Here is a 20,855-nt window from a genome sequence, read left to right as displayed (position 1 = left end):
ATATTTCCGCCCTTTTATCATACAGCATGCGAGTTACAAACAAGTGACGAGAATCGGCCCAATCATAAAGAAATATAAAAAGCGACGAGAAAATGACACAACTGTCTGTATTTTCTGTAACATATAGATTGTCCACGGAGAATTCCTCGTGATTCAGGTCAGTGACTGTGTCGCTGTTTAGCGAGGATATTCGCCTGCATGAACGGACGGATTATGGAAGGTTGCAGGAGTGAAAGGATGAAAAAGTGGATCAGCCTCACGATTGTTGCCCTGCTTGTGGCAGGCTGCGAAAAGCTGGACGAAAGAACCGGACAGCTCAAGCGGATAGAAGAAGAGACTGTGATGAAAGTGAAAACGGTAAAGGCGTATACGGTAGCGGAAAACCGGGACGTACCCATGTTAGAGGTGCCCGGCGTAGTGACGCCTCGCCAGGAGTTGAGCCTGTCGTTTGGCACCTCTGGCACAATCGCGAGCATTCTCGTCCAGAAGGGGGCGAGCGTGAAAGCGGGCCAGACGTTGGCAACGCTGGACCAGTCCGGGCTGCAAGCAGGGATTCAGGCAGCGTCCGGGCAGGTAGCGAGTGCCGCAATCAGGCGAAGCAAGGCGCTGTCCGGGCCGGAAAGCCATGAGGTAGAGACGCAGAGGCTGCGGGTGGAACGGGCAAGGGAGCTTGCCGCGAAGGCCGAGCGGGAGTACGCGCAAGGCACTGTGCTTTTGGCCAACGGCGCGATCGCCAAGGATGAGCTGGACAGACTGGCGCTTTCGCAAAAGCAGGCCCGGCTCAGCCTGGAAGAAGAGGAGATCGCCTACAACAGACTGTTGCAGGGCGCGGATCGACTGGATGTCGAGGAGGCAGAGGTTGGGCTGAGCCAGGCGAATGTTCAGCTCAGCCGCGCGAAGCGGGAGATGGACGATGCTGTGTTGAAGGCGCCGTTTTCCGGGGTTGTGGCCGCCATCTCGCAGGTTGCCACCCAGCAGACCGGACCTGGCAGTGAAGTAATTCGTCTGGTTGATACGAGTGCCTGGATCGTCAAGCTGCTGGTAGACAGCGAGCAGATCGGCAACTGGCAGACGGGAGCGACCGTGCAGGTAAAAGCGACGGATGGCAGCGAGGCTGAGGGCCAAGTGACGTTTGTCTCGCCGATCCTCGACTCCAATGCGGGGGCGTATCCGGTCGAGGTGACGGTCAACGGCAGCGCCGTGAACTGGAAGGGCGGCATGATCGTCACTTGCCAGTACGCGCTGTCCGGGAAGCAGGGGGTGCTCGTGCCCGTCGCAAGCATCGGCGTTGCGGACGAAGAGTATTACGTCATGAAAATCAACGAGAACACAGTGGCAAAGACACCTGTCAAAGTAGGAGCGCTGCACGGTACGTTTTACGAAGTCCTGGAAGGGCTTGCGCCGGGCGATCAGATTGTCGGGGCGGGGCTTTCCTACGTGGTGGACGGCGAGGCGGTGAAGGTGGCGGATGAATAACAGAGCGCTTCTGTCCATAGCTCCTGCCCTCGCCCGCCTGATCGCCGTGCTTCTCTGCCTGCTTGCGGTCAGCGCGGTGTTCAGGCTGGATGTGCAGACGTTTTCCGACCGGGGATTGCCGGAGTACAGGATCAGCCTCGTCGCGCCAGGACTGACGGCGGATCAGGTCGAAGCATCGGTCACGCGAAAAGTCGAGGAAGCGATACGCGCGCTGGGCAGCCCCGCGGTGATCTCCTCCACCTCTCGTCCCGGGGCGGGCACGATTACGGTAAAGACAAGGGAAAATCTCGGCTCCGCTTACAAGGAACGCCTGGAACAGAAGCTGTCGGAGGTCGTGAAGACGCTGCCTGTCCAGGAGTACAGCATCAGCCAGGAAAAGCTGGGAGACAGCCTGGTCGGGTTTTACCTGCTGCATGGCAGCGATGTCCAGACGCTGTCCAATGTGGCGCGCTATACCGTCTATGAAAAGCTGATCCAGGCGCCGGGGGTGGCCCGTGTGGAAGTGGACGGCCAGCTGGTTCGCGAGCAGATCGAGGTCGTTTTTCGCCCCGCCATGCTGCTCGCGTACAGCGTGACGCCGGGGGATGTGCTGAATCAGCTTCCGGCTGATGTGATCGGGGAAGAAATCGGCACCGTCGGGAAGGCGGCGGATCGCACCGCCTTTACGTGGACAAGCCGAACGGAGGGGCCACAAGGGCTTGGCAGGAAGCTGATCGCTACTGGAAAAGGATACGTGCCGCTCTCGACGCTGGCGGATATTCGCGACACACGGGGTAGCAAAGGCGAGGCGGTGAGTGTATATCGCGGCTCTCCGGCGGTAGGGATCTCCGTCTACGCGGCGGAAGTGGGACAAGTCCCTTCCATCCGCAAGGAAATCGCCGAAATGGTGGCCGAGCTGAACGAAGAGGCGGCTGGCAAGTATGAGCTGAATCTGTTCGAAGATCACGCCTTGCCCATCTCGGCAGCGACCGGGCAGCTGGCTTTGCTCGCATGCTTGGCTGCGCTTTTGTGCGCGCTGTTCCTGTTCGTTTCCTTGAAGCGCACAGGCCCTGCTGTTCTGTCGCTGCTCGCGGTGGGCATGGCGGCAGGAGGCGTGCTGGGCGGCATGTGGCTGTTTGGGCTGAAGCTGACCTTTTCCACGCTGGGGCCGCTGCTCGTGTTTGCGCTTGTTTACCTGATGGCGGGCGCTGCCTTCTTTTCCCGTCTGGACAGGCGTGGCGCCTATTCGCTTGGGGGAAGCCTGCAAACGGCGTGGACGGTGATGAAGCCGCTGCTGCTCGCCCTCGTCGTCATGGCGGCAGCCTGGTTCACCATCGTCATGACGGATTTGCTCAAGGCAGAAGACAAAGTCGTCCTGTTCGACGCCTGGCCCGTGCTCGTCCTCGGTGCGGCGAGTCTGGTTCTCGTGTACGGCTGGATCGTCCCGGTGCTGGCCGGATCGTGGCTCACAGCGCGCGAGCCGGAAGCGGACGATAGCAGCCCGCGGACGCCGAGCCGATTGACGCGTGTGATCATTCCCCGCTGGGAGCGGCTGGTGCAGCAAGGCTACTCGCCATTTGGCCTCACGCTTGTATCGTCCGTCGTCTTTGTAATGCTCATGCAATCGTTCGTGCTGGTTGAACCGTTTCGCGACGTGAAGCCAAAGCTCAAGACTTTATCGCTGCCGATGGTTCAGGATCGCAGGATAGAAGATGCCCTCCAGGCGGCGAAGATGGCCGAGGAGCGGCTGCGCGGCTTGGCAGAAGTCGCTGACCTGTATACAGTCGCGTCCCGCGAGCGGTTGACCCTGCATGTCAAGCTGACGAACAAGGCGGCTTGGACCCGCTCCGTTTTCGAGCTGGAAAAGGAGTTGGACAAAAAGCTGCGCGATATCCCGCAGACGGACCCGTTTGCACTGGTCGTCAACGAAGAACAGAAGACGCGTCTGGAATTTACCGTCAAGGGACCTTCGCTGGAAACGACGAACCATATTGCCAAGGAAATTCTTGCCTATTTGCAGCAAATGAGATGGCGCGACAAGGACAATCGGGAAATCGTCACCGATGAGCGGATCGGGCCGCCGCAACAAACAGCGGTGATCGATATTCGTCCGAAAGCAGACATGCTGGCACGCTATCATCTGAGCGAAGAAGAGATCAAACGCCAACTGGAGAGCTACCTGGGCGAAAAGCGAGCGGGAAGCATCTACGCAAACGGGAGCCGCGTGTCCGTGGTGGCCCGCTTCCCGGACAAATGGATGGATCACCCGGAGCAAGTCAAGCATATCCTCATTCGCACCCAGCAAGGGCTTGTCCGCCTGGCCGATCTGGTCGATTTGTCCAGCGCCGGTTCGCCCCAAGTGTACGAGCGTCAGGATGGCATGTATGTCGTCACGGTCAGCAGCGCCATCGCCGACCCGCGATGGATCGACAATCTCGCGTACAACCTGCCGCTGGCGATGCAAGAAAAGATCACCGTCCCGGAAAGTTATACGATTTGGAACGAAGAGGAACGGACAAAACAGAGCGAGGAACAGTCCGACCAAAAAGACTGGAGCGGCCGCATCTTCGTGATCGCCGCGATGATTGCCGTTGTTTTGCTGGCAAGTCTGCTGTTGCGGCGCCGAATGAGGGACGGATGGTTTGCCCTGATGCTGTTGCCTGTCCTGTCGGGGGGAGTCGCGCTGGGGCTGCTCTGGCTGGATCATCCGATGAATGTCATGGGTTTCTACGGCGTGGCGGCAGCGGCTGCCCTGCTTGTCTCGCAAGCCTTGCTTCACCTTGACGAAATGGACGCGGCGCATGAGGAGCAGCCTGACAGATGGGAGAGTGTGCGCGTCGGCATGAAGCGTGTGTGGAAAGCGCACACGGGCACAAACGCAGCGATTGCCCTTGCTTGCCTGCCGATTGTCGGAGGCTGGATGGCGGGCGGGGAAACAGTTGCCTCCTTTGGCAGCACATTGTTGTTCGGGATTTTACTCGCCGCCTTCGTCACGCTCGTGCTTGTGCCGGGCATGCAGTACGCCGCCCAATGGAGGGACAGCGCTCCGTCCGATCTGTCGCTGTCTGTTCTCGTGCGAAGCTTGCGGCACTGGCAGGAAAACGAGCGGGTTCGCCGCCGCGACTTGCGGGAATGGAAGCGCAGGCAAAAGCAGCTCGCAAACGAGCGGCGCAAGGAACGACAGGAAGAATCCGTCCATCCGAAAAAGGAGCTGTCGCAGGAGGACTTTTTGCCGCTCCAAGCGACTACAGAGGACGCCAAGCCGTAATGGCTGGCGTTTTTTATTTGTTCACAGGCTCGGCAAGGATTTTTGGTGCCATCTCGGGTAAGATGAGAAAAGAACGGAGGAGGGGAGGGAGCCTACGCGTGCGTCGCATGACAAAACTCCTGGATTACCTGCTGTTGGCGGCCATTTTGATCGGTTTGTTCCTGTCGTCGTCCCAGCCGTAGTACAAACAGGATTTGCGGGGAACGATATCCAAGATCGTGGATGAAAAAAGCTGGAGCGAGCGAATGGAGGGAATTGCCATTCCGTACGCTGGCCGCGAAATCAGCGTGGAGAGCAAGGGAGCTGCGGGTTTTATCGAGTTTTTTCTTCGCAAAGGAACTCATTTTACAGTATTTGCCTTATTAGCGTTCAGCTTGTATCGCGTGTTTTCCCACCGTCTTTCTTTCGCTGTCGCGCTGCCCTGGAGCGCCTTTTGCAGCTTGCTGGTGGCTGTATTGGACGAGTGGCACCAAACGTTTACCCCGGACCGGACAGGAATGGTAAGTGACGTCTTGTTGGATTTATCGGGTTCTGTCACGATGTTGTTGATAATTCTTCTCAACTATCTATATTCACAAAGAGCATATCAGTGTAATATATAGGGGGCGACTGTCATTCTGACCGGGGCAGTTGCTTGATTGAAAGAGTAGGGAGTGGATGAGACTCGTGTCAGACAAAAAGAACGTGCTCGTACTGAACTGCGGTAGTTCCTCGGTCAAGTACAAGCTTTATGAGATGCCAAGCAAAACGTTGCTGGCCCAAGATTATTTGCAGCAAATTCAGCGCGACCAATACGAGGATACCATTCGTGGCGTGTTTGAAACATTAAAGTCCTATCGCATTGATGTGATCTCTCACCGGGTCGTTCACGGTGGCGAAGCCTTTAAGAACTCTGTCATCGTTGACGAGCAGGTAAAAGCGGAAATTCGCAGCCTGTCCCGTTTCGCGCCGCTGCATAACCCGATCAACCTGACCGGGATCGAGATTGCGCAAAGCATCTTTCCCGATCTGAAACACGTGGCGGTTTTTGATACCGCGTTCCACCAGACGATGCCTCCGTCCTCTTATTTGTATGCTTTGCCATACGAGTATTACGAGCATTACGGCATCCGCAAGTACGGATTCCACGGCACGTCCCACCGCTATGTGATGGGCCGGGCGGAGGAAATGTTGAACCGACCAAAAGAGCAGCTCAGACTAATCAGCTGCCACATCGGAAGCGGCGTCAGCATTACGGCGATTCGCTACGGAGAATCGTTTGACACTTCCATGGGCATGACGCCGCTGGCGGGACTGTCGATGGGAACGCGCAGCGGCAACATCGATCCGGGTATCATTCCTTACATTGAGGAAATCGAAAAGACGGACACCGCTGGCGCGATTGCGATTTTGAACAACAAGAGCGGATTGATGGGCGTCTCCGGCGTCTCCAACGATTTGCGCGACGTCATGAAAATGGCGGAAGAGGGGCATTACCGCAGCCAGATTGCCCTGGAATTGTTCACAACCATCCTGCACAAGCATATCGGGTTGTACCTGGCGAGACTGAATGGCGTCGACGGCATTATTTTTACGGCAGGTGTGGGAGAAAATAGTGCTACCGTCCGTGAAATGGTTTGCACCGGACTGGAATTCGCCGGAGTCAACCTGGACCGCGAAGCGAACCGGGTATGTAAGGGCGAAGCATTTATCAGTACCGAATATTCTCCGGTAAAGGTTATGGTCATTCCTACCAACGAAGAGCTTGTCATGGCTATGGATGCGTTCGAGCTGTCCTTTCAGTAGCATGAAGTCGTCGCCTAGTAAAGAATAGGCTTTTCAGTATTGGAATTTCTCTGCTATACTAGGAGAATGAGGCTTCTGGTTTGAGGTTCTCACCATTTTTCTGAAATCATAAAAGGAGTGCAAACTGGATGGCAGTACAAGTGGGAAGCATCATCGAAGGAAAAGTGACAGCGATCAAACCGTTTGGGATGTTTGTAGCAGTCAGCGAAACGGAACAGGGGCTGGTCCACATTTCCCAAGTAGCAAACGGTTTTGTAAAGGACATCAACGATCACTTTACCGTGGGGGAACTGGTAAAGGTAAAAGTTCTCTCCATTGATGATGCAGGTAAAATCTCGCTTTCGGTTCGCGCCGCACTCCCAGCGCCTGAGCGTCCGGAGCGCGAAGAGCGCCGTGGTGGTGGATATCGTGGAGGCGACCGCGGAGGAAATACAAAACGCGATAGCGCTGCTTCCTTCGAGGACAAATTGAAAAAATGGTTGAAGCACAGCGAAGAGAACCTTGCGACTATCAATAAAAAGAACGCAAAACGTGGCTACTAAGCCTTGTGATAACGAAAGAAAGAAGGACGGGATCCTCCCGTCCTTTTTTTTTCGCTAGTTTGGCACGGCCATCTTTCCTCGGCACTCGAACAGGAAGCGTTAATTCCCGATCTCCTTCAGCGCCTGCTCGACGAATTTGTTCTCCATGACCTGGGAAGTGTCGAGCTTCTTTTTGATCGCGCCCACGGAGTAGAGGAAGTCGGCCTGCTCCTGGTGGGCCTTGGCAAATTCCGGCGTGATCGGGGAGAGGATCGGGTCCGAGTTTTGCAGAACCTTGCTGACGATCTCCCGCTCCAGCTTCTTCGTTTTGACAAATTCATCCGTCACTTCGTCGAGGTGGCTGACGTAGTAGCGGCGTACTTCTTCATACGTTTTGAGGAACAGGACAGTCAGCTCAGGGTGATCGGTGGTAAAGCCGGTGCGCGCGATCAAAAAGCCGGGAGCAAACAAATTCAGATCGTCTCCCGTCACGAGCGTTTTGGCTTGCGTCTGCACGACGGCGGTCGTCACGTAAGGCTCCCAGGTCGACCACGCGTCGATCGCTCCGGTGTCGAGGGCGGGCCGCGCTTCATCCGGCTGCAGGTGAATGATTTCCACATCCTTGTCGGTCAGCCCGGCCCGATCCAGCACCATGTACAGGAAGTTGTAGGCGCTGCTGCCTTTGGCGACGGCGATTTTTTTGCCCTTGAGCTGATGGATTTCGGTGATCGGGCTGTCTTTCGGGATGACGATTGCATTGTTGCGCTTGCCATCGCTGGCGACGGCGATCGCCTTGAAATCGACTCCTCCGGTTTGCGCCGAGACGACCGGAGTGCCGCCTGTTGCTCCGAAGTCAAGCCGTCCGGAGGCAATCGCTTCGAAATGCGGGGGTCCGCTGGCAAATTCATGCCACTTCACTTCGGCTCCGGCTTTGGCAAATGCTTGTTCAAAGATGCCTTTGTCCCGGGCATAGGAGAAAATGCCCGTGCTGCCTTGAATGCCGATGTTTACGACGACTTTTTCTTTTGCCTGCGCGCTGGCGGATGTCTGCTCCTGACGGGGTGCCGACGTCTGGCCGCAAGCGCTCAGCAACAAGAGGGACATGACAGCGAGCAGGCGAAGCCAGCGAACGGTTTTACGGGATGGCTGCATACGTTTGTTCATCCTTTCTCTGGGTCTTTGCATGTCCTAGTGGACTTGAGGCGCACTGGCAAACTGGTTGACGGGAATATCCAGTCCATAATGCGCGCGCAACGTATTTCCGGTGTACTCCGTGCGGAACAGCCCTCTTTGTTGCAGCTTCGGCACGACCTGGTCGAGGAAGTCTTCCAGCCCGCCGTTTGTGATTTGCGGCATGATGTTGAAGCCGTCCGCAGCGCCCTGGGTAAACCACGCCTCCAGCTCGTCTGCCACCTGCTCGGCAGTGCCTGCGATCGTCCGATGCCCGCGTCCGCCTGCGAGGCGCAGCAACAGCTGGCGAATCGTCAGGTTTTCCCGTTCAGCCAGGTCGCGGATCAACTGGGTGCGGCTCTGGTGGCCGACGATTGCTTCTGTTGCGGGAAGCGGGGGCAACGGGCCGTCCAACGGGTAGGCGGACAGATCGTAGCCGATGCGATTGGATAGCTGCAACAGGCTGTAGGCGGGATGTGTCAGTTCGTGCAGCTGGGCCTCTTTTTCTTTTGCCTCTGCTTCGCTCTCGCCGATAATCGGGCATATACCCGGCAGGATGATGACTTGTTCCGGGGAGCGTCCGTAGCGAGCGGCGCGCGATTTGACGTCGGCGTAAAACGCCTGGGCGTCTTCCAGCGATTGCTGCGCCGTGAAAATCGCTTCGGCATACCGGGCAGCGAAATCTTTTCCGTCCTCGGAGGAACCGGCCTGGACGAGCAGCGGGCGTCCCTGAGGCGAGCGCGGCAGGTTCAGCGGGCCGCGTACGGAAAAATGCTTGCCCTTGTGGTTGAACTCGTGCACCTTGCTGTTGTCGGCGTAAATGCCCGAAGCTTTGTCCTGGAGGAGCGCGTCGGCTTCCCAACTGTCCCACAGCTTGAGAGTGACGTCGAGGAACTCCTCTGCCCGCTCGTAGCGAACGCGGTGCTCAGGGATTCGTTCGTAGTTGAAGTTCTGCGCCTCGCCATCTGTTCCGGACGTGATGATGTTCCAGCCTGCACGGCCTTTGCTGAGATGGTCGAGCGAAGCAAAGCGGCGCGCGACGTTGAACGGTTCGTTGAAGCTCGTGGAGACCGTGCCGATCAGCCCGATCCGGCTGGTCACGACCGCAAGCGCGGACAGGAGAGTGAGCGGTTCCAGTCCGCTGATTGCTCCGTACTTGACCGCTTTGCGCGAGGTGGCGTAGCGGTCGGCCAGAAAGAGGGAATCCAGCTTGGCCTGCTCCGCTTTTTGCGCCAGCCGCTGAAAGTGGGAAAAGTCGAGGATGTCCTGAACGGGAGAGGACGGATGGCGCCATGCCGCCTCATGATGACCCATGCTCGCGACAAACAGATTCAGGTGCAGCTTGCGTTTTTGATTGCCCATGTCGATCACCTCAAGGAAAGAGTGGAGAGTGCAAGACGCACAAAAGACCTCGCTCCCGGCCGCAATCTTTCGCGGTCAGAAGGAGGCCTCCAGTGGTCTGGTCGGCAAATGAAGTAAATTCCGAGTTGTGAAGTATGAAATGGATCATAGCAACAAATGGAAAAAGAGTCAACTCGAAATAGGGAGAATAGCAAGACAATTTTTGGGAAGAATCTATTGACAGTGTTTGGAAGCTGGTGATACGATTACGCACAATACCGACTATTCAAGTGTGAATAATTAGTTTTGCCAACCAGAAAACTGGAGGCACAGTCTCGTGGGTAACCGCGGCTGTGCCTTCTTTTCATTTCCAATTCAACGATAGATAAAGGAGTGGGGAAGATGGGGAAATCCAAGCGACAGGTCGAATTTGGCTGGTTCATTCCGACGACAGGAGACGGCAAGTACATCGGCGTCGAGCCGGAGCGGAAATCGACTGCTGACTACATGGTGCAGGTGGCGCAAACAGCGGAGCGAGCGGGTTTCACCTTTGCCCTGATTCCGACAGGTGGAGCTTGCCTTGACTCCTGGATCGTCGGGACCACAATCGCTGCCCACACGCAGGTGCTCAAGCCGCTGGTCGCCATGCGTCCCGGGCTGATTGCCCCCGTGCTGGCAGCGCGGATGGCGGCTTCGCTTGACCAGGTGTCGGGCGGCAGGGCGCTGATTAACGTCGTGACAGGCGGCAGTCCGCAGGATTTGCTCGCCACAGGCGATCCGCTTGCCCACGATCACGACGGTCGCTATGAGCGTACCCGGGAGTTTCTGGAGATTGTCAAGAGCGTCTGGACGAATTCGCACGCCCAGCCCGCCCAGTTTTTGGCGAGCAATCAGACCGCCGAGCCGGGGACGCAGCCGCTGCACTATTCCGGGCGCTACTACGAGATCAAGGGAGGGGCAAGCCTGCCGGCCCCTGTGCAGCATCCCCATCCGCCGCTCTACTATGGAGGAAGCTCGCCTGCGGGCAAACGGGTTGCCGTTCAGACAGCCGATGTCTATTTGATGTGGGCGGAGCCATTGGCGTGGATTCGCGAGCAGATTGCCGAAGTGGAGGCGCTCAAGCAAGAGCTTGGCCGCGAACGCGAACTGCGCTATGGACTTCGCGCCCAGGTGCTGGTGCGCGAGACGGAGGAAGAAGCGTGGAAAGAGGCGTGGGAAATCATCAGCAAGGTAGATCCGCAGGCGCTCCAGCAGTCCGGTCAGCGGTTCACCCAGACCGATGCCATCGGCCAAAAGCGGCAAAATGAGCTGCGAGAAGCCTCCAAAAAAGACAACTACGTGATTGGCCCCAATCTGTGGTCGGGTCTGTCCACCGTGCGCGGAGGCGGCGCCGTCCTGCTGGTCGGCACTCCGGAGCAAGTATCCGACCGCATCCTGGAATACATCGACCTGGGCATCTCGTCCTTTATTTTGTCCGGCTATCCTCATCTGGAGGAAGCGGCGATTACCGGCGAACTGCTGCTGCCAGCCGTCAAACAGAAGCTGGAGCAAAGACAAGAGGCGAAGGGAGTCCACGTATGACAGCACTTCTGGAAATCACCCGACTCGACAAGACATTTGCAACGTCCAAAGGAGCGACGCAAGCGCTGCGGGACATCCGGTTGACCGTAAAGGAAGGCGAGTTCCTCACCGTTATCGGGCCAAGCGGCTGCGGGAAGAGTACCCTCTTGAAAATTATCGCGGGGCTGGACACGGAATACGCGGGAAGCGTCCGGCTTGCCGGCCAGCCGGTGAGCGGTCCCGGTATCGACAAAGGCTTCATTTTCCAGGAGCCGCGGCTTTTTCCCTGGTTGACGGTCGAAAAAAACATCGCGGCCAACCTGTCGCTCAGCGATCCGGCGATCCGCCAGCGGGTAGCGGAGCTGATCCGGCTCGTCCATCTGGAGGGATTTGAAAAGGCGTATCCCCGCGAGCTGTCTGGCGGGATGGCGCAGCGGGTGGCGATCGCCCGGGCGCTTTTGCGCAATCCACGGGTGCTTTTGCTGGATGAGCCGTTTGGGGCGCTCGATGCCTTTACCCGCTCGCACATGCAGGAAGTCCTGCTCGATATTTGGCAGGAAAACAAGATGACAATGATCTTCGTGACGCACGACATCGACGAAGCGATCTACCTGGCCAACCGGGTCGTCATTATGAACGCCCGCCCCGGTTCCATCAAACGAATCGTCCCGATCGACCTGCCCTTTCCCCGAAAGAAGGCAAATCGTTCCTTTCAGGAGCTGCGCCATCTCGTCTTGAACGAATTTGAAAAGGTGGACGAACTGGAATTGATCGATCGCTCAGGGATTTGACGGAGGTGAACGAAAATGAGCAATCAAGCAGAAGGAATCCAGGCGGCCGCGGCTGCTCCTGCCAAACCCGTCCTGCCGACGAAAGCAAAAGCGAAGGCAGGCACTAGCACCAAGCTGGCTATCTGGTTAAAGGGCCTGATCTTGCCTGTAGCCGTCCTTCTCGTCTGGCAGACGGCCGGCGAACTCGGGCTGGTGTCGGAAACCATGCTCCCGACCCCGTTGCAGATTTTGGCTGCGGCCGGCGAGCTTGTGGCGAGCGGAGAGCTGTTCGGCCATTTGCAAATCAGCATCATGCGGGCAGCGACGGGCTTTTTGCTCGGCGGAGCGGTCGGACTGCTGGCAGGACTGGCAGTCGGCTTTTCCAGCCGGGTGGAGCATGCGCTTGATCCGTCGGTGCAAATGCTCCGAACGATTCCGCATCTGGCGGTGATTCCGCTGTTTATTTTGTGGTTTGGCTTCGGCGAGCTGTCCAAAGCGCTGCTGATTGCCAAAGGAGCCTTTTTTCCGCTCTACGTGAATACATTCCTGGGGATACGCAGCGTGGACGCCAAGTTGTTTGACGTCGCCAGAGTGCTCCAGTTCAGCCGCTGGAAGCAGATCACCCAGTTGATCCTTCCGGCGGCGCTGCCGAACATCCTGCTTGGCGTCCGGCTGTCGCTGGGTGCCGCCTGGTTGGGACTGGTCGTGGCGGAATTGATGGGGTCGAGCGAAGGAGTCGGTTATTTGATTATGGATGCCCGCCAATTTTCCCAAACGGCCATCGTGTTTGTCGGCATCGTGATCTTTGCCCTGGTCGGCAAGGCGACGGATTCGCTGGTGCGCTATTTGGAGAAAAGGTGGCTTAAATGGCGGGACCATTACAGCGGGTAGGGGCGGAAAGGGCTGGCAGGGATTCACCCGGTGCAGCCAGAACGGTTTGGAAGACGGGATCAATCATGAAGGAAAGAGGCGAGGGGAATGCAGTATCAACGACTGGGCAGGACAGGTTTGAAGGTGTCGAAAGTTAGCCTGGGCACGATGGCCTTCGGGCGCTGGATCGGGGAACAGGAAGCGGGGCAAGTGCTCGATGCGGCGCTGGATGTCGGAATCAACCTGATTGATACGGCCGATGTGTACGGCAGGGGAATGGACCAGAACAATCCGCTTTTGACGGGCGAATCGGAGGAAATCCTGGGCAGGCTGCTGCAAGGAAAGCGGAATCAGGTCGTGCTGGCAACGAAAGGAAACGGCCGGGTGGGCAACGGGGTCAATGATGCCGGCCTGAGCCGATTCCACATCATCCGTGCGGTCGAAAACAGCCTGCGCAGGTTGCAAACCGACCATATCGACTTGTACCAGGTACACCGTTTTGATCCGCAGACGCCGTTGGAGGAAACGCTGCGGGCGTTGGATGACCTGGTTCGCCAAGGCAAGGTGCGCTACATCGGCGCTTCCAACTTCGCGGCGTGGCAGTTGGCCAAGGCGCACGGAATCAGCGACAGGCTCCAACTGCACCGCTTTGAGAGCATCCAGCCGGAGTACAGCATTCTCAGGCGCGACATCGAGCGGGAGCTGCTGCCTTTTGCCGAGGCGGAGTCGGTGGGCGTGATTGTGTACAGCCCGTTGGGACGAGGGCTGCTGACCGGAAAGTACCGCCAGGGAGAAGCGCCGCCGCAGGGCAGCCGAGGGGCCGCAGGCGAGCAGCGGTTACTTGCTCTATTGGAGCAGGAGCGTCATTTTCACATCGTCGAGGGACTCAAGCCATTGGCCGAGAGGCGTGGTTGGACGCTGCCCCAACTGGCACTGAACTGGGTGCTGGGCAACCCTGTGGTGACCTCCGCCATTTTGGGCGCGTCCCGGCCCGCGCATGTGACCGAAGCTGTGCGCTACATAGGTGAACGGCTCAGTACACAGGAGCTGGAAGACATCGACAAGCTTACGCGGCAGGCAGAGACGCCGTTGTTTGTGAAATAGAAAAGAAAAGCTCTTACTCCAAATGATAAAAAAGACCCGATTCTTGGTCGATAATCGGCGTGACAACTTCGTTTTCAGCCTCCATGGTTTGGGTTGGATTTCTTGTTGCCCCAAGGTAGATGGTGAACGTCTTGTTCGAGCGTGTCGTAACCGTTGTCTTCGCGACAGGTGTGGGTTCTTGCTTGTTGTTTTGAACAAGAACGGGATGATTCGTTCGGTACCAGGCAAACTTGCCATCCGCTTTGGCAAGGCTTGCGACTCCAAGACCTGTGCCATCAGGCAGCGTCATAGCAAATTTTGTTAGTAAAAATGACCTAAACAAAACAAACTCCGCTGCCAGACCAAGCCGCACGGTAAGCAGATGGCTGTTATCCTTCCACATGGATGACAGCCATCTCTTGTTGTTGCCTGTTTCCGCTTGGCATTGAGCAAATCATCACAGTTATCTATACTATCTAATAAATACCATCATCTGTTTCTATAGATGAACAAAGGGGGGAGCCGCCATGGAGCTGGTGTATCTGCATACGTTTCGTGAGGTGGCCAGATGGGGCAGCTTTACCAGGGCGGCAGAGGAGCTTGGCTATGCGCAGCCGACGGTGACGGCCCAGATGCAAAAGCTGGAGCAGTCGTACGGGGTGCCGCTGTTCGAGCGCTATGGGCGCAAGCTGCGGCTGACCCAGGCTGGGGAAGCGCTTTTGCCGTATGCGAGGGAAATGATTCGGCTATATGGGGAATCTAAGGAGGTCGTGAACCGCCAGGAGAGCGGTCCGTTGACGATTGGCACGATTGACACGCTGGCGGCTTTCTTTTTGCCGCCGTATTTGCAGAGCTTTCGCGCGCATTATCCCAAAGTGGATCTCGTGTTGCGCACGGCCGGCGAGGAAGCGATTTTGCAGCAGCTTCGCGAAGGGTATCTCGATCTCGGGATCATTTTTAATCGCCGTTGTACCGACAAAGAGCTTGTCGCCGAGACCATTGCCCAGGAGGAACTCGTGATCGTCATGCCTCCCGAGCATCGGCTGGCGGGCTTGCCTGCCATCACGGCCCGCGATCTGGAAAACGAATCGTTCATTCTCACCGAGGAAGGCTGCACGTACCGGGGCATGCTGATTGACGTGCTGAACGAAGAAGGCATTGCTCATCGGGTCGCGTGCCAGTTCAGCAACCCGGAAGCGATCAAGCAGTGCGTGCGCTGCGGGTTGGGAGTAGCGCTCTTGCCGTCCATGGCTGTGCGCAGAGAGCAGGCGGAGGGGATACTGGCTGCCGTGCCTTTTCAAAACGACAAGCCTCCGTTTTTCATCCAGTTGGTCTACCACCAAAAGAAGTGGCTGTCCCCGTCCATGCAGTTTCTGGTAGAAAAATGGACGTCCAAAAGAGCGAAGAGAGAGGAATCGTGAAGAGGATGCAGGTTGATTTATCGCCATTTGTTACTGCTGTGTGCGAAGAGTCGGTCGTGCCGAACGTCGCGCTCTACACGGTCAGCTACTACAGCGACGGCTTGCTGGTCAAGGCGGCTTTGGCTGTACCGGAGAGCTTTTTGACCGACGGGGCCAGACTCCCGGCGCTGCTCTACTGCCGCGGCGGGATCAGAGGGATTGGTCGGGTCAGGCCGGAGCGGATCAGCCAACTGGCGGCCTTTGGCTACGTGATCCTCGCCCCGCACTACCGGGGAAATGAAGGCGGGGAGGGGCGCGACGAGTTTGGCGGAGCCGATCGGCAGGACGTGTTTGCGGCGTACGAGCTGCTTTGCAAGCTGAACATCGTCGACGCCCGCCGGATCAGCGCGTACGGCTTTTCCCGGGGCGGGGTCATGGCGTTGTTTGCGGCCATGGAGTGCAAAGGCTTGCTGGCGACAGTCGTCTGGGGCGGCGTCAGCGACATGGCGTTGACGTACGAGGAGCGGGTGGACATGCGGAGAATGCTGCGCAGGCTGATCGGGCACCCGCGCAAGCAGGAGGAAGCGTACCGCTACCGCACGCCGCTGTATCGGGCGGCAGAGATCGCTTGTCCGGTGCTTATCATCCACGGCACAGAGGATGAAAACGTGAGCGTGGAGCATGCCCACAGGCTGGCAGAGGCGCTCAGCCAGGCAGGCGTCCGCCACGAAAAATGGCTGGCGGAAGGGGCCAGCCATCTGTTTGTCGGAGAGGAGATGGAGTTGTACACGCGCAACATGTTTGCCTGGCTGGATGAACGCGGGCAGGAACGGGCCGTTTCCGCGCAGGCTGTACCTGATCGCCCTAGTCGTCCTTCGGGGTGAGCGGCAGCGTGATCGTCACTTCTGTTCCGTGTCCGGGCTTGCTTTTCACTTGCAGCTCCCCGCCGTGGTTTTCGACCATGCGGCGCGAGATCGGCAAGCCAAGCCCGGTTCCGTCTTCCTTTAGCGAGAAGAACGGGTCGAAAATCCGCACGAGGTACTCTTGGGGAATCCCTTCTCCCGTATCTTTCACATGAATATGCACGGCTTTTTCGTCCAGGTCGCTTTCGATGACAAGAAGGCCGCCTTCTTTCATGGCCTCGATACTGTTTTTCATCAGGTTCAGCAAAATTTGCTTGAGCTGTTCGACATCGACATGCAAGCGAATCGTGGGCGCACAACGATCAATGATCTCGATGCCGTGCAGCATGGCCTCGGCGTTCATCAACGGAAGAATGGAGTGGATGACGCCCGCGAGATTGACCTCGCGATAGTCCGGCTTCGACGGCTTGGAGAGCATCAACATCTCGGTGACGATCCGGTTGACGCGCTCGATTTCCTGCAAGATGAGCGGGAGGTAGTAGCGTTCCCGCTCCTGGTCGGACAGGCGCTGTTCCAGCAACTGGATAAAGCCGTAGATGACAGTCAGCGGATTGCGGATTTCATGCGCCGCTCCGGCTGCCAGCTGGCCGACCATCGCGAGCTTTTCCGACTGGTTCAAGTATTCTTGAATCTGCTCCTGCTCGGTAATATCGAGGAAAGCGACCATCCAGCCCGATTCCTGATCGTGCTGGTGATTGTGCAGCGGCACATGCGAGACAAGCGCGATAAAAGGCGTATCATCCTGCTTGTAGAGCGTCATTTTGCGATTGACGAACCAGGGAGACTCCTCGTTGTCGGCTGACGCCAGAAACGAAGCATCCTTGGCCATCGGGTAGCCCGCTTCGTCGACTTTGACCAGATGACTCGCCAGCTTGTTGACGTGAATGCCAGCCCCGGCAGACGGCTGCGTAATAATCCCGACGGGCAGCGAGTTGAGGATTTGCTCCCGAATATTTTTTTCTTCCGTCAAAATTTGGCGTTGCATCGCGTCCTGGGCAAACAAATTGGCAATGTTGCTCGACATCTTGTTGAACTCTTGGGCCAATTCGCGGAATTCATCCTGGTGCGTGTAGACGATTTGCTGTCCGAACGTCCCTTTGGCCACTTCGCGAACTTGCTTCATCAACGACTCGATGGGGCGAAGCAACTCGTTGCGGAAGTAAAACGTGCAGAAAAAACCGAACAGGATCGCGGCGACAGAGACCGTGTAGGTGAGAATCAGCGATACGCGGATGCTTTCGTTGGTGTGCTGAAACTCTTTGTTCGTCTTGTACTCCAGCTGGTTGAGCGAGAAGGACAAGTCCCGTTCCAACTGGTCGATCAAGGGCTGGACCTCCTGGCTGAGCACATAGCTGACGGCTGTTACGTTGTTGGCCTTCAGCAGCGGGTTGATTTTGTTCAAAAACAGAAAATCGAGCTTGGAAATCGATTCGATGATGGAGAACAGGCCGCTGTTTTCCTCCGTTTTCGTCAGCGAGGCAAAGCGGGCGGTGTCGATCAGATTGGTGTAATACTGGTCGAGATACGACTCGTCGCGGGTCAAGGTGTACATATTCAGGGCGTAGGTCTTGGTGTAGATCTGGTTTTTGACCTCCAGCAGCGCGCTCGTTTGCGGCAAGACGTATTGCGTCAGATGCACTTCGTCGGAGGTCACTTTTGTCATCTGGTAGCTGAACAGGCTGGTGACACATCCGATCAACAGCATCATGACGAGATAGCTGAGCATGATTTTTTTCTGGAATCCAAGATTGCTGAATAGGGACATCCAATTAACCTCCAAACGAGCCACGGGAAGAAGTGAGAAGCTGCCACTCCCGTTCTAGATCTTCACGAACCTCCGGGGGCACCATGGGGCCGAACGGGCTGAGATGATTCACGCCCTCGGCCAGACCGTACACGACTTTGCCGCTCGGAAGCCGGCCTGCCGTATATTGTTCCAAAATAATGCGGTAGCACTGGCGGACGTCCTGCACCAGCGAGGCGAGAACATAGTCCGGTGCCATGTAGCGCTGATCGGCGATATAGCCGATGGTGTACACCTTGGCTCGCTGCGCTTCGGTAATGACGGCAAGGTTGAAGCTGTCGCCCGTTGTGTAGATGACATCGACGCCGCGTGCGATCATCTCGCGTGTTTTCTGTACCGCACGGTCAATGTCGTTAAAATCCGCTACTTTTCCAATGACGACTTCCGTTTTCGGGGAGACCTTCCTTACCCCTTCGCGAAAGCCTTCGACCTGGGCCATTTCCGGCGGCTTGTCCACCACAATATAGCCGACTTTGCGGGTGCGAGACATTTTCGCTGCAAGCATGCCGACGAGCTGACCGGCGGGCTTCATGTCGTAGCGAATCGTCGTCTGGTTGGGATGCGGGGCTTCCCCGTTGAAGGAAACAAAGCGGGTCTGCGGATAGCGGGGCGCCACGCGGGTAAACGGCTCGGAAAAAATCACGCCATGTCCCAGGATGAGATCGTAGTCGTTTGCGGCGTATTTTTGCGCCGCGTTCAGAATTTGCTCCGGTTTTAAATTGTTCGCGATTTCCAGGGAAAAGCCGAATCTTTTTTGCATTTCCGTGATGCTTTCCATCGCGCTGCTGTTCCAGCCCTGATCGTAGGTGGGGCCTTCCAACAGCAAGGCGACGCGCAATATTTCGGACGAAGGGCGGCGTTCATTCATGACGGCATCCAGATGCTTCATGCTGGTGATGAACTGACTGGTAATGAGCAGAAGCAGCCCGACAACTAAAACGGTGAACAGGGCAAAAAAAGGCTTCAGCTTGAGCATGGATGATTCTCCTCCAAAGGGAACAAGCGTGGATTCATGTCATCGACATAGAAGTGCACTCCTATTATATCGGAAAATGGCCGCAATGAAAAAAGAGGAAATGCTGGCGGCGGGTGGAGTGGCATGAAAAAAACGGTTCGGGACACGCTAAAGAGGAAAAATCCGCAGCAGAAGCAAGAAAACAAGGAGGAGTCTGTCATGAACAAAGAGATCGTGGAAATTCCCCAAACCGACATACCGGATGAAGTTCGGCAGGTCGATCTGCCGGAAATAGGCGAGACGACCCCGCATCCCAAGCCGGAGAGTCCGCTTGCCTCCCACGGGCGCGATTCGGGCGAAACCGCAGGGCCAATCGGCTTTCAACCGTAGGGAGTGGCGACAAACGTTTGTTTCGACAAAAGAAGTCATTTTCTCTCGTGGACAAGGCTTGCGATTTCTGCAAAAGTAATAGGTAGAATGTGAGCAAGATGTGAGGGGATAGGACATCATGGCCCGATTGCTGATTGTAGATGACGCAGCCTTCACGAGAAGGATGCTGACGGATATGCTGGGCGAGCAGCACGAGATTTGCGGAGAGGCGAGCAATGGCTTGGAGGCGGTCGAAAAGTACAAGGAGTTGAAGCCGGACATTGTCACGATGGACATCACGATGCCGCACATGCACGGCATTGAAGCCTTGCGCGAAATTTTGGATTACGATCGGGATGCCAAGGTGCTGATCTGCTCCGCAGTCGGACATCGCCAAAAAGTGCTGGAAGCGATGAAGACGGGGGCGAGTGATTTTGTCATCAAGCCGTTTCAAAAAGAGCAGATTCTCGATGCGATCTCGCGCTTGCTGTAAGCTAAGCGAGAAACAGCCGCCAGGGCGATGGCCTCTGGCGGCTGTTTCTTCCTTGCTCCGAAATAAAATCGGAAATCAGATGGGAGCAGACCTACAAGGAAACCATGGTCCCGATTCCGGCGGCTTTGGCCCGTTCGTAAACCGTCTTGGCGACGGCCGTATCCAGATAGGCGATCCCGACAGACTTGTACAAGGTGATTTCCTCATCGTTTTCCCTGCCTGGCTTTTCCCCGATCAAAATTTCTCCCAATTCCCCATGCAATTGTGCGAAGCTCCATTCGTTCTGCTCGATCGGAATGAGCAGATCGCCTGCCTCGTGCGCGGCGCCTTCCAGCGTATCGACGACGACCTTGCTCGTCTGCACGGTGGCAGAATCGACCTCGCGCATGTGGGGGAGGAATGCCCCAATCGCATTAATGTGGGTGCCAGGGCGCAGGCTCGCGGCGGCAAACAGCGGCTCGGTCGCCTTGGTGCTACAGATGACGATCTGTGCCTGCGCGACGGCTTCGTTGGCATTGTCCACTACCGTAATCTCTCCCTGCCAATCCGGATAGAGCGCCCGCAGACGTGCCTTCAACTCGTCGGCCTTGGCTCGCGTGCGATTGTAGAGGAAAAGCTGCCGAAGCGGGCGAACCTCCATGATAGCTTGAATCTGGCCGATGGACTGGGCACCGCAGCCCAACACGGCGCAGCTGTGGGCCTCTTTCTTTGCCAAGTAGTTGGTGGCGACGCCGCTGCTAGCCCCCGTTCGCATGACGGTCAAGAGATTCGCATCCATCATCGCGACATGCTGCCCGGTTTTGGCTTCGGTCAGCAGGATGACGCTTTGCAGCGCTTTGATGTTGTGTTTGTGGTTCTCCGGGAAAATACTGATGATTTTCACGGCCGCATAATCGTCGCTTGCCAGATAGGAGGGCATGTACAGGCTGGTAGCGCCGTACTTCGGATGGTCAATCGCGGTTCGCACCGGGGTGATGACACTTCCTTGCCGATGCGCGCGAAAGACGTGTTCCACATCCTCCAGGCAATCTTTCATCGTATAGATTTGTTCGATATGTTCGCGGCTCAAGACTAACAAGATGCCTCAT

Annotated in this window: 19 protein-coding genes; 13 read left to right on the top strand and 6 right to left on the bottom strand. The window is 56.9% G+C overall.

What is annotated here, in order from left to right:
* The first annotated feature begins 237 nt into the window (after positions 1-237).
* The 5 genes from ACTHO6_RS05995 (at position 238) to ACTHO6_RS05975 (ending at position 7,050) form a co-directional block, all read left to right on the top strand.
* Positions 238-1,476: an efflux RND transporter periplasmic adaptor subunit gene (locus ACTHO6_RS05995; RefSeq protein ID WP_440240403.1), complete on the top strand. Its 1,239-nt coding sequence runs from the start codon at positions 238-240 to the stop codon at positions 1,474-1,476.
* Positions 1,469-4,723, top strand: a complete 3,255-nt coding sequence (locus tag ACTHO6_RS05990; protein WP_440240401.1) for an efflux RND transporter permease subunit — start codon at positions 1,469-1,471, stop codon at positions 4,721-4,723. The genes ACTHO6_RS05995 and ACTHO6_RS05990 overlap by 8 nt, the downstream gene beginning before the upstream one ends.
* Positions 4,724-4,941: 218 nt before the next feature.
* Positions 4,942-5,325, top strand: coding sequence for a VanZ family protein (locus ACTHO6_RS05985; RefSeq protein WP_440240399.1), 384 nt, complete (start codon positions 4,942-4,944; stop codon positions 5,323-5,325).
* Between the two features lie 64 nt (positions 5,326-5,389).
* Positions 5,390-6,508 (top strand): acetate/propionate family kinase, encoded by a 1,119-nt coding sequence (locus tag ACTHO6_RS05980; protein ID WP_440240397.1) that lies wholly within the window; start codon positions 5,390-5,392, stop codon positions 6,506-6,508.
* Between the two features lie 128 nt (positions 6,509-6,636).
* Positions 6,637-7,050, top strand: a complete 414-nt coding sequence (locus tag ACTHO6_RS05975; protein ID WP_440240395.1) for a S1 RNA-binding domain-containing protein — start codon at positions 6,637-6,639, stop codon at positions 7,048-7,050.
* 99 nt (positions 7,051-7,149) lie between these two features.
* Here ACTHO6_RS05975 and ACTHO6_RS05970 read toward each other — a convergent pair whose 3' ends face one another.
* Entirely contained in the window at positions 7,150-8,181 is a 1,032-nt protein-coding gene (locus ACTHO6_RS05970; RefSeq protein ID WP_440240393.1) for an aliphatic sulfonate ABC transporter substrate-binding protein, read from the bottom strand.
* 36 nt (positions 8,182-8,217) lie between these two features.
* Positions 8,218-9,561, bottom strand: a complete 1,344-nt coding sequence (locus ACTHO6_RS05965) for an LLM class flavin-dependent oxidoreductase (RefSeq protein WP_440240391.1) — start codon at positions 9,559-9,561, stop codon at positions 8,218-8,220.
* A gap of 381 nt (positions 9,562-9,942) precedes the next feature.
* On the opposite strand from ACTHO6_RS05965, the gene ACTHO6_RS05960 reads away from it, so the two are divergent.
* The 4 genes from ACTHO6_RS05960 to ACTHO6_RS05945 all read left to right on the top strand — a co-directional run bounded on the left by ACTHO6_RS05960 (position 9,943) and on the right by ACTHO6_RS05945 (position 13,844).
* Entirely contained in the window at positions 9,943-11,121 is a 1,179-nt protein-coding gene (locus ACTHO6_RS05960) for an LLM class flavin-dependent oxidoreductase (RefSeq protein WP_440240389.1), read from the top strand.
* On the top strand, positions 11,118-11,891 hold the full coding sequence (locus tag ACTHO6_RS05955; RefSeq protein ID WP_440240387.1) for an ABC transporter ATP-binding protein: 774 nt from the start codon (positions 11,118-11,120) through the stop codon (positions 11,889-11,891). Before ACTHO6_RS05960 ends, ACTHO6_RS05955 begins: the two co-directional genes overlap by 4 nt.
* Positions 11,892-11,906: 15 nt before the next feature.
* Positions 11,907-12,761, top strand: coding sequence for an ABC transporter permease (locus ACTHO6_RS05950; protein ID WP_440240385.1), 855 nt, complete (start codon positions 11,907-11,909; stop codon positions 12,759-12,761).
* An 87-nt stretch (positions 12,762-12,848) separates the two neighbouring features.
* Positions 12,849-13,844, top strand: coding sequence for an aldo/keto reductase (locus tag ACTHO6_RS05945; protein WP_440240383.1), 996 nt, complete (start codon positions 12,849-12,851; stop codon positions 13,842-13,844).
* Between the two features lie 13 nt (positions 13,845-13,857).
* Here ACTHO6_RS05945 and ACTHO6_RS05940 read toward each other — a convergent pair whose 3' ends face one another.
* Positions 13,858-14,226 carry a hypothetical protein gene (locus ACTHO6_RS05940; RefSeq protein WP_440240381.1) on the bottom strand — a complete coding sequence of 123 codons (369 nt, stop codon included), beginning with the start codon at positions 14,224-14,226 and terminating at the stop codon, positions 13,858-13,860.
* Positions 14,227-14,350: 124 nt separating this feature from the next.
* Between ACTHO6_RS05940 and ACTHO6_RS05935 the strand changes: the two genes are divergently transcribed.
* Positions 14,351-15,244, top strand: coding sequence for a LysR family transcriptional regulator (locus ACTHO6_RS05935; protein WP_440240379.1), 894 nt, complete (start codon positions 14,351-14,353; stop codon positions 15,242-15,244).
* A gap of 5 nt (positions 15,245-15,249) precedes the next feature.
* Positions 15,250-16,107, top strand: coding sequence for an alpha/beta hydrolase family protein (locus ACTHO6_RS05930; RefSeq protein WP_440240681.1), 858 nt, complete (start codon positions 15,250-15,252; stop codon positions 16,105-16,107).
* Here the strand turns inward: ACTHO6_RS05930 and ACTHO6_RS05925 are convergent.
* Together ACTHO6_RS05925 and ACTHO6_RS05920 are read right to left on the bottom strand one after the other, a co-directional pair.
* Positions 16,088-17,911 carry an ATP-binding protein gene (locus ACTHO6_RS05925; protein ID WP_440240377.1) on the bottom strand — a complete coding sequence of 608 codons (1,824 nt, stop codon included), beginning with the start codon at positions 17,909-17,911 and terminating at the stop codon, positions 16,088-16,090. The two genes, ACTHO6_RS05930 and ACTHO6_RS05925, sit on opposite strands and share 20 nt — an antisense overlap.
* Before the next feature lie 4 nt (positions 17,912-17,915).
* Positions 17,916-18,926, bottom strand: a complete 1,011-nt coding sequence (locus ACTHO6_RS05920; RefSeq protein WP_440240375.1) for a BMP family ABC transporter substrate-binding protein — start codon at positions 18,924-18,926, stop codon at positions 17,916-17,918.
* Between the two features lie 198 nt (positions 18,927-19,124).
* Here ACTHO6_RS05920 and ACTHO6_RS05915 point away from each other — a divergent pair, with 198 nt between their 5' ends.
* Both ACTHO6_RS05915 and ACTHO6_RS05910 read left to right on the top strand, forming a co-directional pair.
* Positions 19,125-19,295, top strand: coding sequence for a hypothetical protein (locus ACTHO6_RS05915; protein WP_440240373.1), 171 nt, complete (start codon positions 19,125-19,127; stop codon positions 19,293-19,295).
* Positions 19,296-19,413: 118 nt separating this feature from the next.
* The gene (locus ACTHO6_RS05910; protein ID WP_440240371.1) at positions 19,414-19,767 is read left to right on the top strand and encodes a response regulator; all 354 of its coding nucleotides are present in this window, start codon (positions 19,414-19,416) and stop codon (positions 19,765-19,767) included.
* A gap of 91 nt (positions 19,768-19,858) precedes the next feature.
* Here ACTHO6_RS05910 and ACTHO6_RS05905 read toward each other — a convergent pair whose 3' ends face one another.
* The gene (locus tag ACTHO6_RS05905; RefSeq protein WP_440240369.1) at positions 19,859-20,845 is read right to left on the bottom strand and encodes an ornithine cyclodeaminase family protein; all 987 of its coding nucleotides are present in this window, start codon (positions 20,843-20,845) and stop codon (positions 19,859-19,861) included.
* Positions 20,846-20,855: the final 10 nt, after the last annotated feature.

The organism is Brevibacillus sp. SAFN-007a (assembly GCF_051967035.1).
GTDB lineage: Bacteria > Bacillota > Bacilli > Brevibacillales > Brevibacillaceae > Brevibacillus.
The sequence above is the reverse complement of the archived record's forward strand: the minus strand, read 5'-3'. Positions and strand labels throughout refer to the sequence as shown.

Bases quoted from the DNA above. Each gene is read 5' to 3' on its own strand.
- ACTHO6_RS05995 (WP_440240403.1), top strand. From the start codon at position 238: ATGAAAAAGTGGATCAGCCTCACGATTGTTGCCCTGCTTGTGGCAGGC.
- ACTHO6_RS05990 (WP_440240401.1), top strand. From the start codon at position 1,469: ATGAATAACAGAGCGCTTCTGTCCATAGCTCCTGCCCTCGCCCGCCTG.
- ACTHO6_RS05975 (WP_440240395.1), top strand. From the start codon at position 6,637: ATGGCAGTACAAGTGGGAAGCATCATCGAAGGAAAAGTGACAGCGATC.
- ACTHO6_RS05970 (WP_440240393.1), bottom strand. From the start codon at position 8,181: ATGCAGCCATCCCGTAAAACCGTTCGCTGGCTTCGCCTGCTCGCTGTC.
- ACTHO6_RS05965 (WP_440240391.1), bottom strand. From the start codon at position 9,561: ATGGGCAATCAAAAACGCAAGCTGCACCTGAATCTGTTTGTCGCGAGC.
- ACTHO6_RS05960 (WP_440240389.1), top strand. From the start codon at position 9,943: ATGGGGAAATCCAAGCGACAGGTCGAATTTGGCTGGTTCATTCCGACG.
- ACTHO6_RS05955 (WP_440240387.1), top strand. From the start codon at position 11,118: ATGACAGCACTTCTGGAAATCACCCGACTCGACAAGACATTTGCAACG.
- ACTHO6_RS05950 (WP_440240385.1), top strand. From the start codon at position 11,907: ATGAGCAATCAAGCAGAAGGAATCCAGGCGGCCGCGGCTGCTCCTGCC.
- ACTHO6_RS05945 (WP_440240383.1), top strand. From the start codon at position 12,849: ATGCAGTATCAACGACTGGGCAGGACAGGTTTGAAGGTGTCGAAAGTT.
- ACTHO6_RS05940 (WP_440240381.1), bottom strand. From the start codon at position 14,226: ATGTGGAAGGATAACAGCCATCTGCTTACCGTGCGGCTTGGTCTGGCA.
- ACTHO6_RS05935 (WP_440240379.1), top strand. From the start codon at position 14,351: ATGGAGCTGGTGTATCTGCATACGTTTCGTGAGGTGGCCAGATGGGGC.
- ACTHO6_RS05930 (WP_440240681.1), top strand. From the start codon at position 15,250: ATGCAGGTTGATTTATCGCCATTTGTTACTGCTGTGTGCGAAGAGTCG.
- ACTHO6_RS05925 (WP_440240377.1), bottom strand. From the start codon at position 17,911: ATGTCCCTATTCAGCAATCTTGGATTCCAGAAAAAAATCATGCTCAGC.
- ACTHO6_RS05920 (WP_440240375.1), bottom strand. From the start codon at position 18,926: ATGCTCAAGCTGAAGCCTTTTTTTGCCCTGTTCACCGTTTTAGTTGTC.
- ACTHO6_RS05915 (WP_440240373.1), top strand. From the start codon at position 19,125: ATGAACAAAGAGATCGTGGAAATTCCCCAAACCGACATACCGGATGAA.
- ACTHO6_RS05910 (WP_440240371.1), top strand. From the start codon at position 19,414: ATGGCCCGATTGCTGATTGTAGATGACGCAGCCTTCACGAGAAGGATG.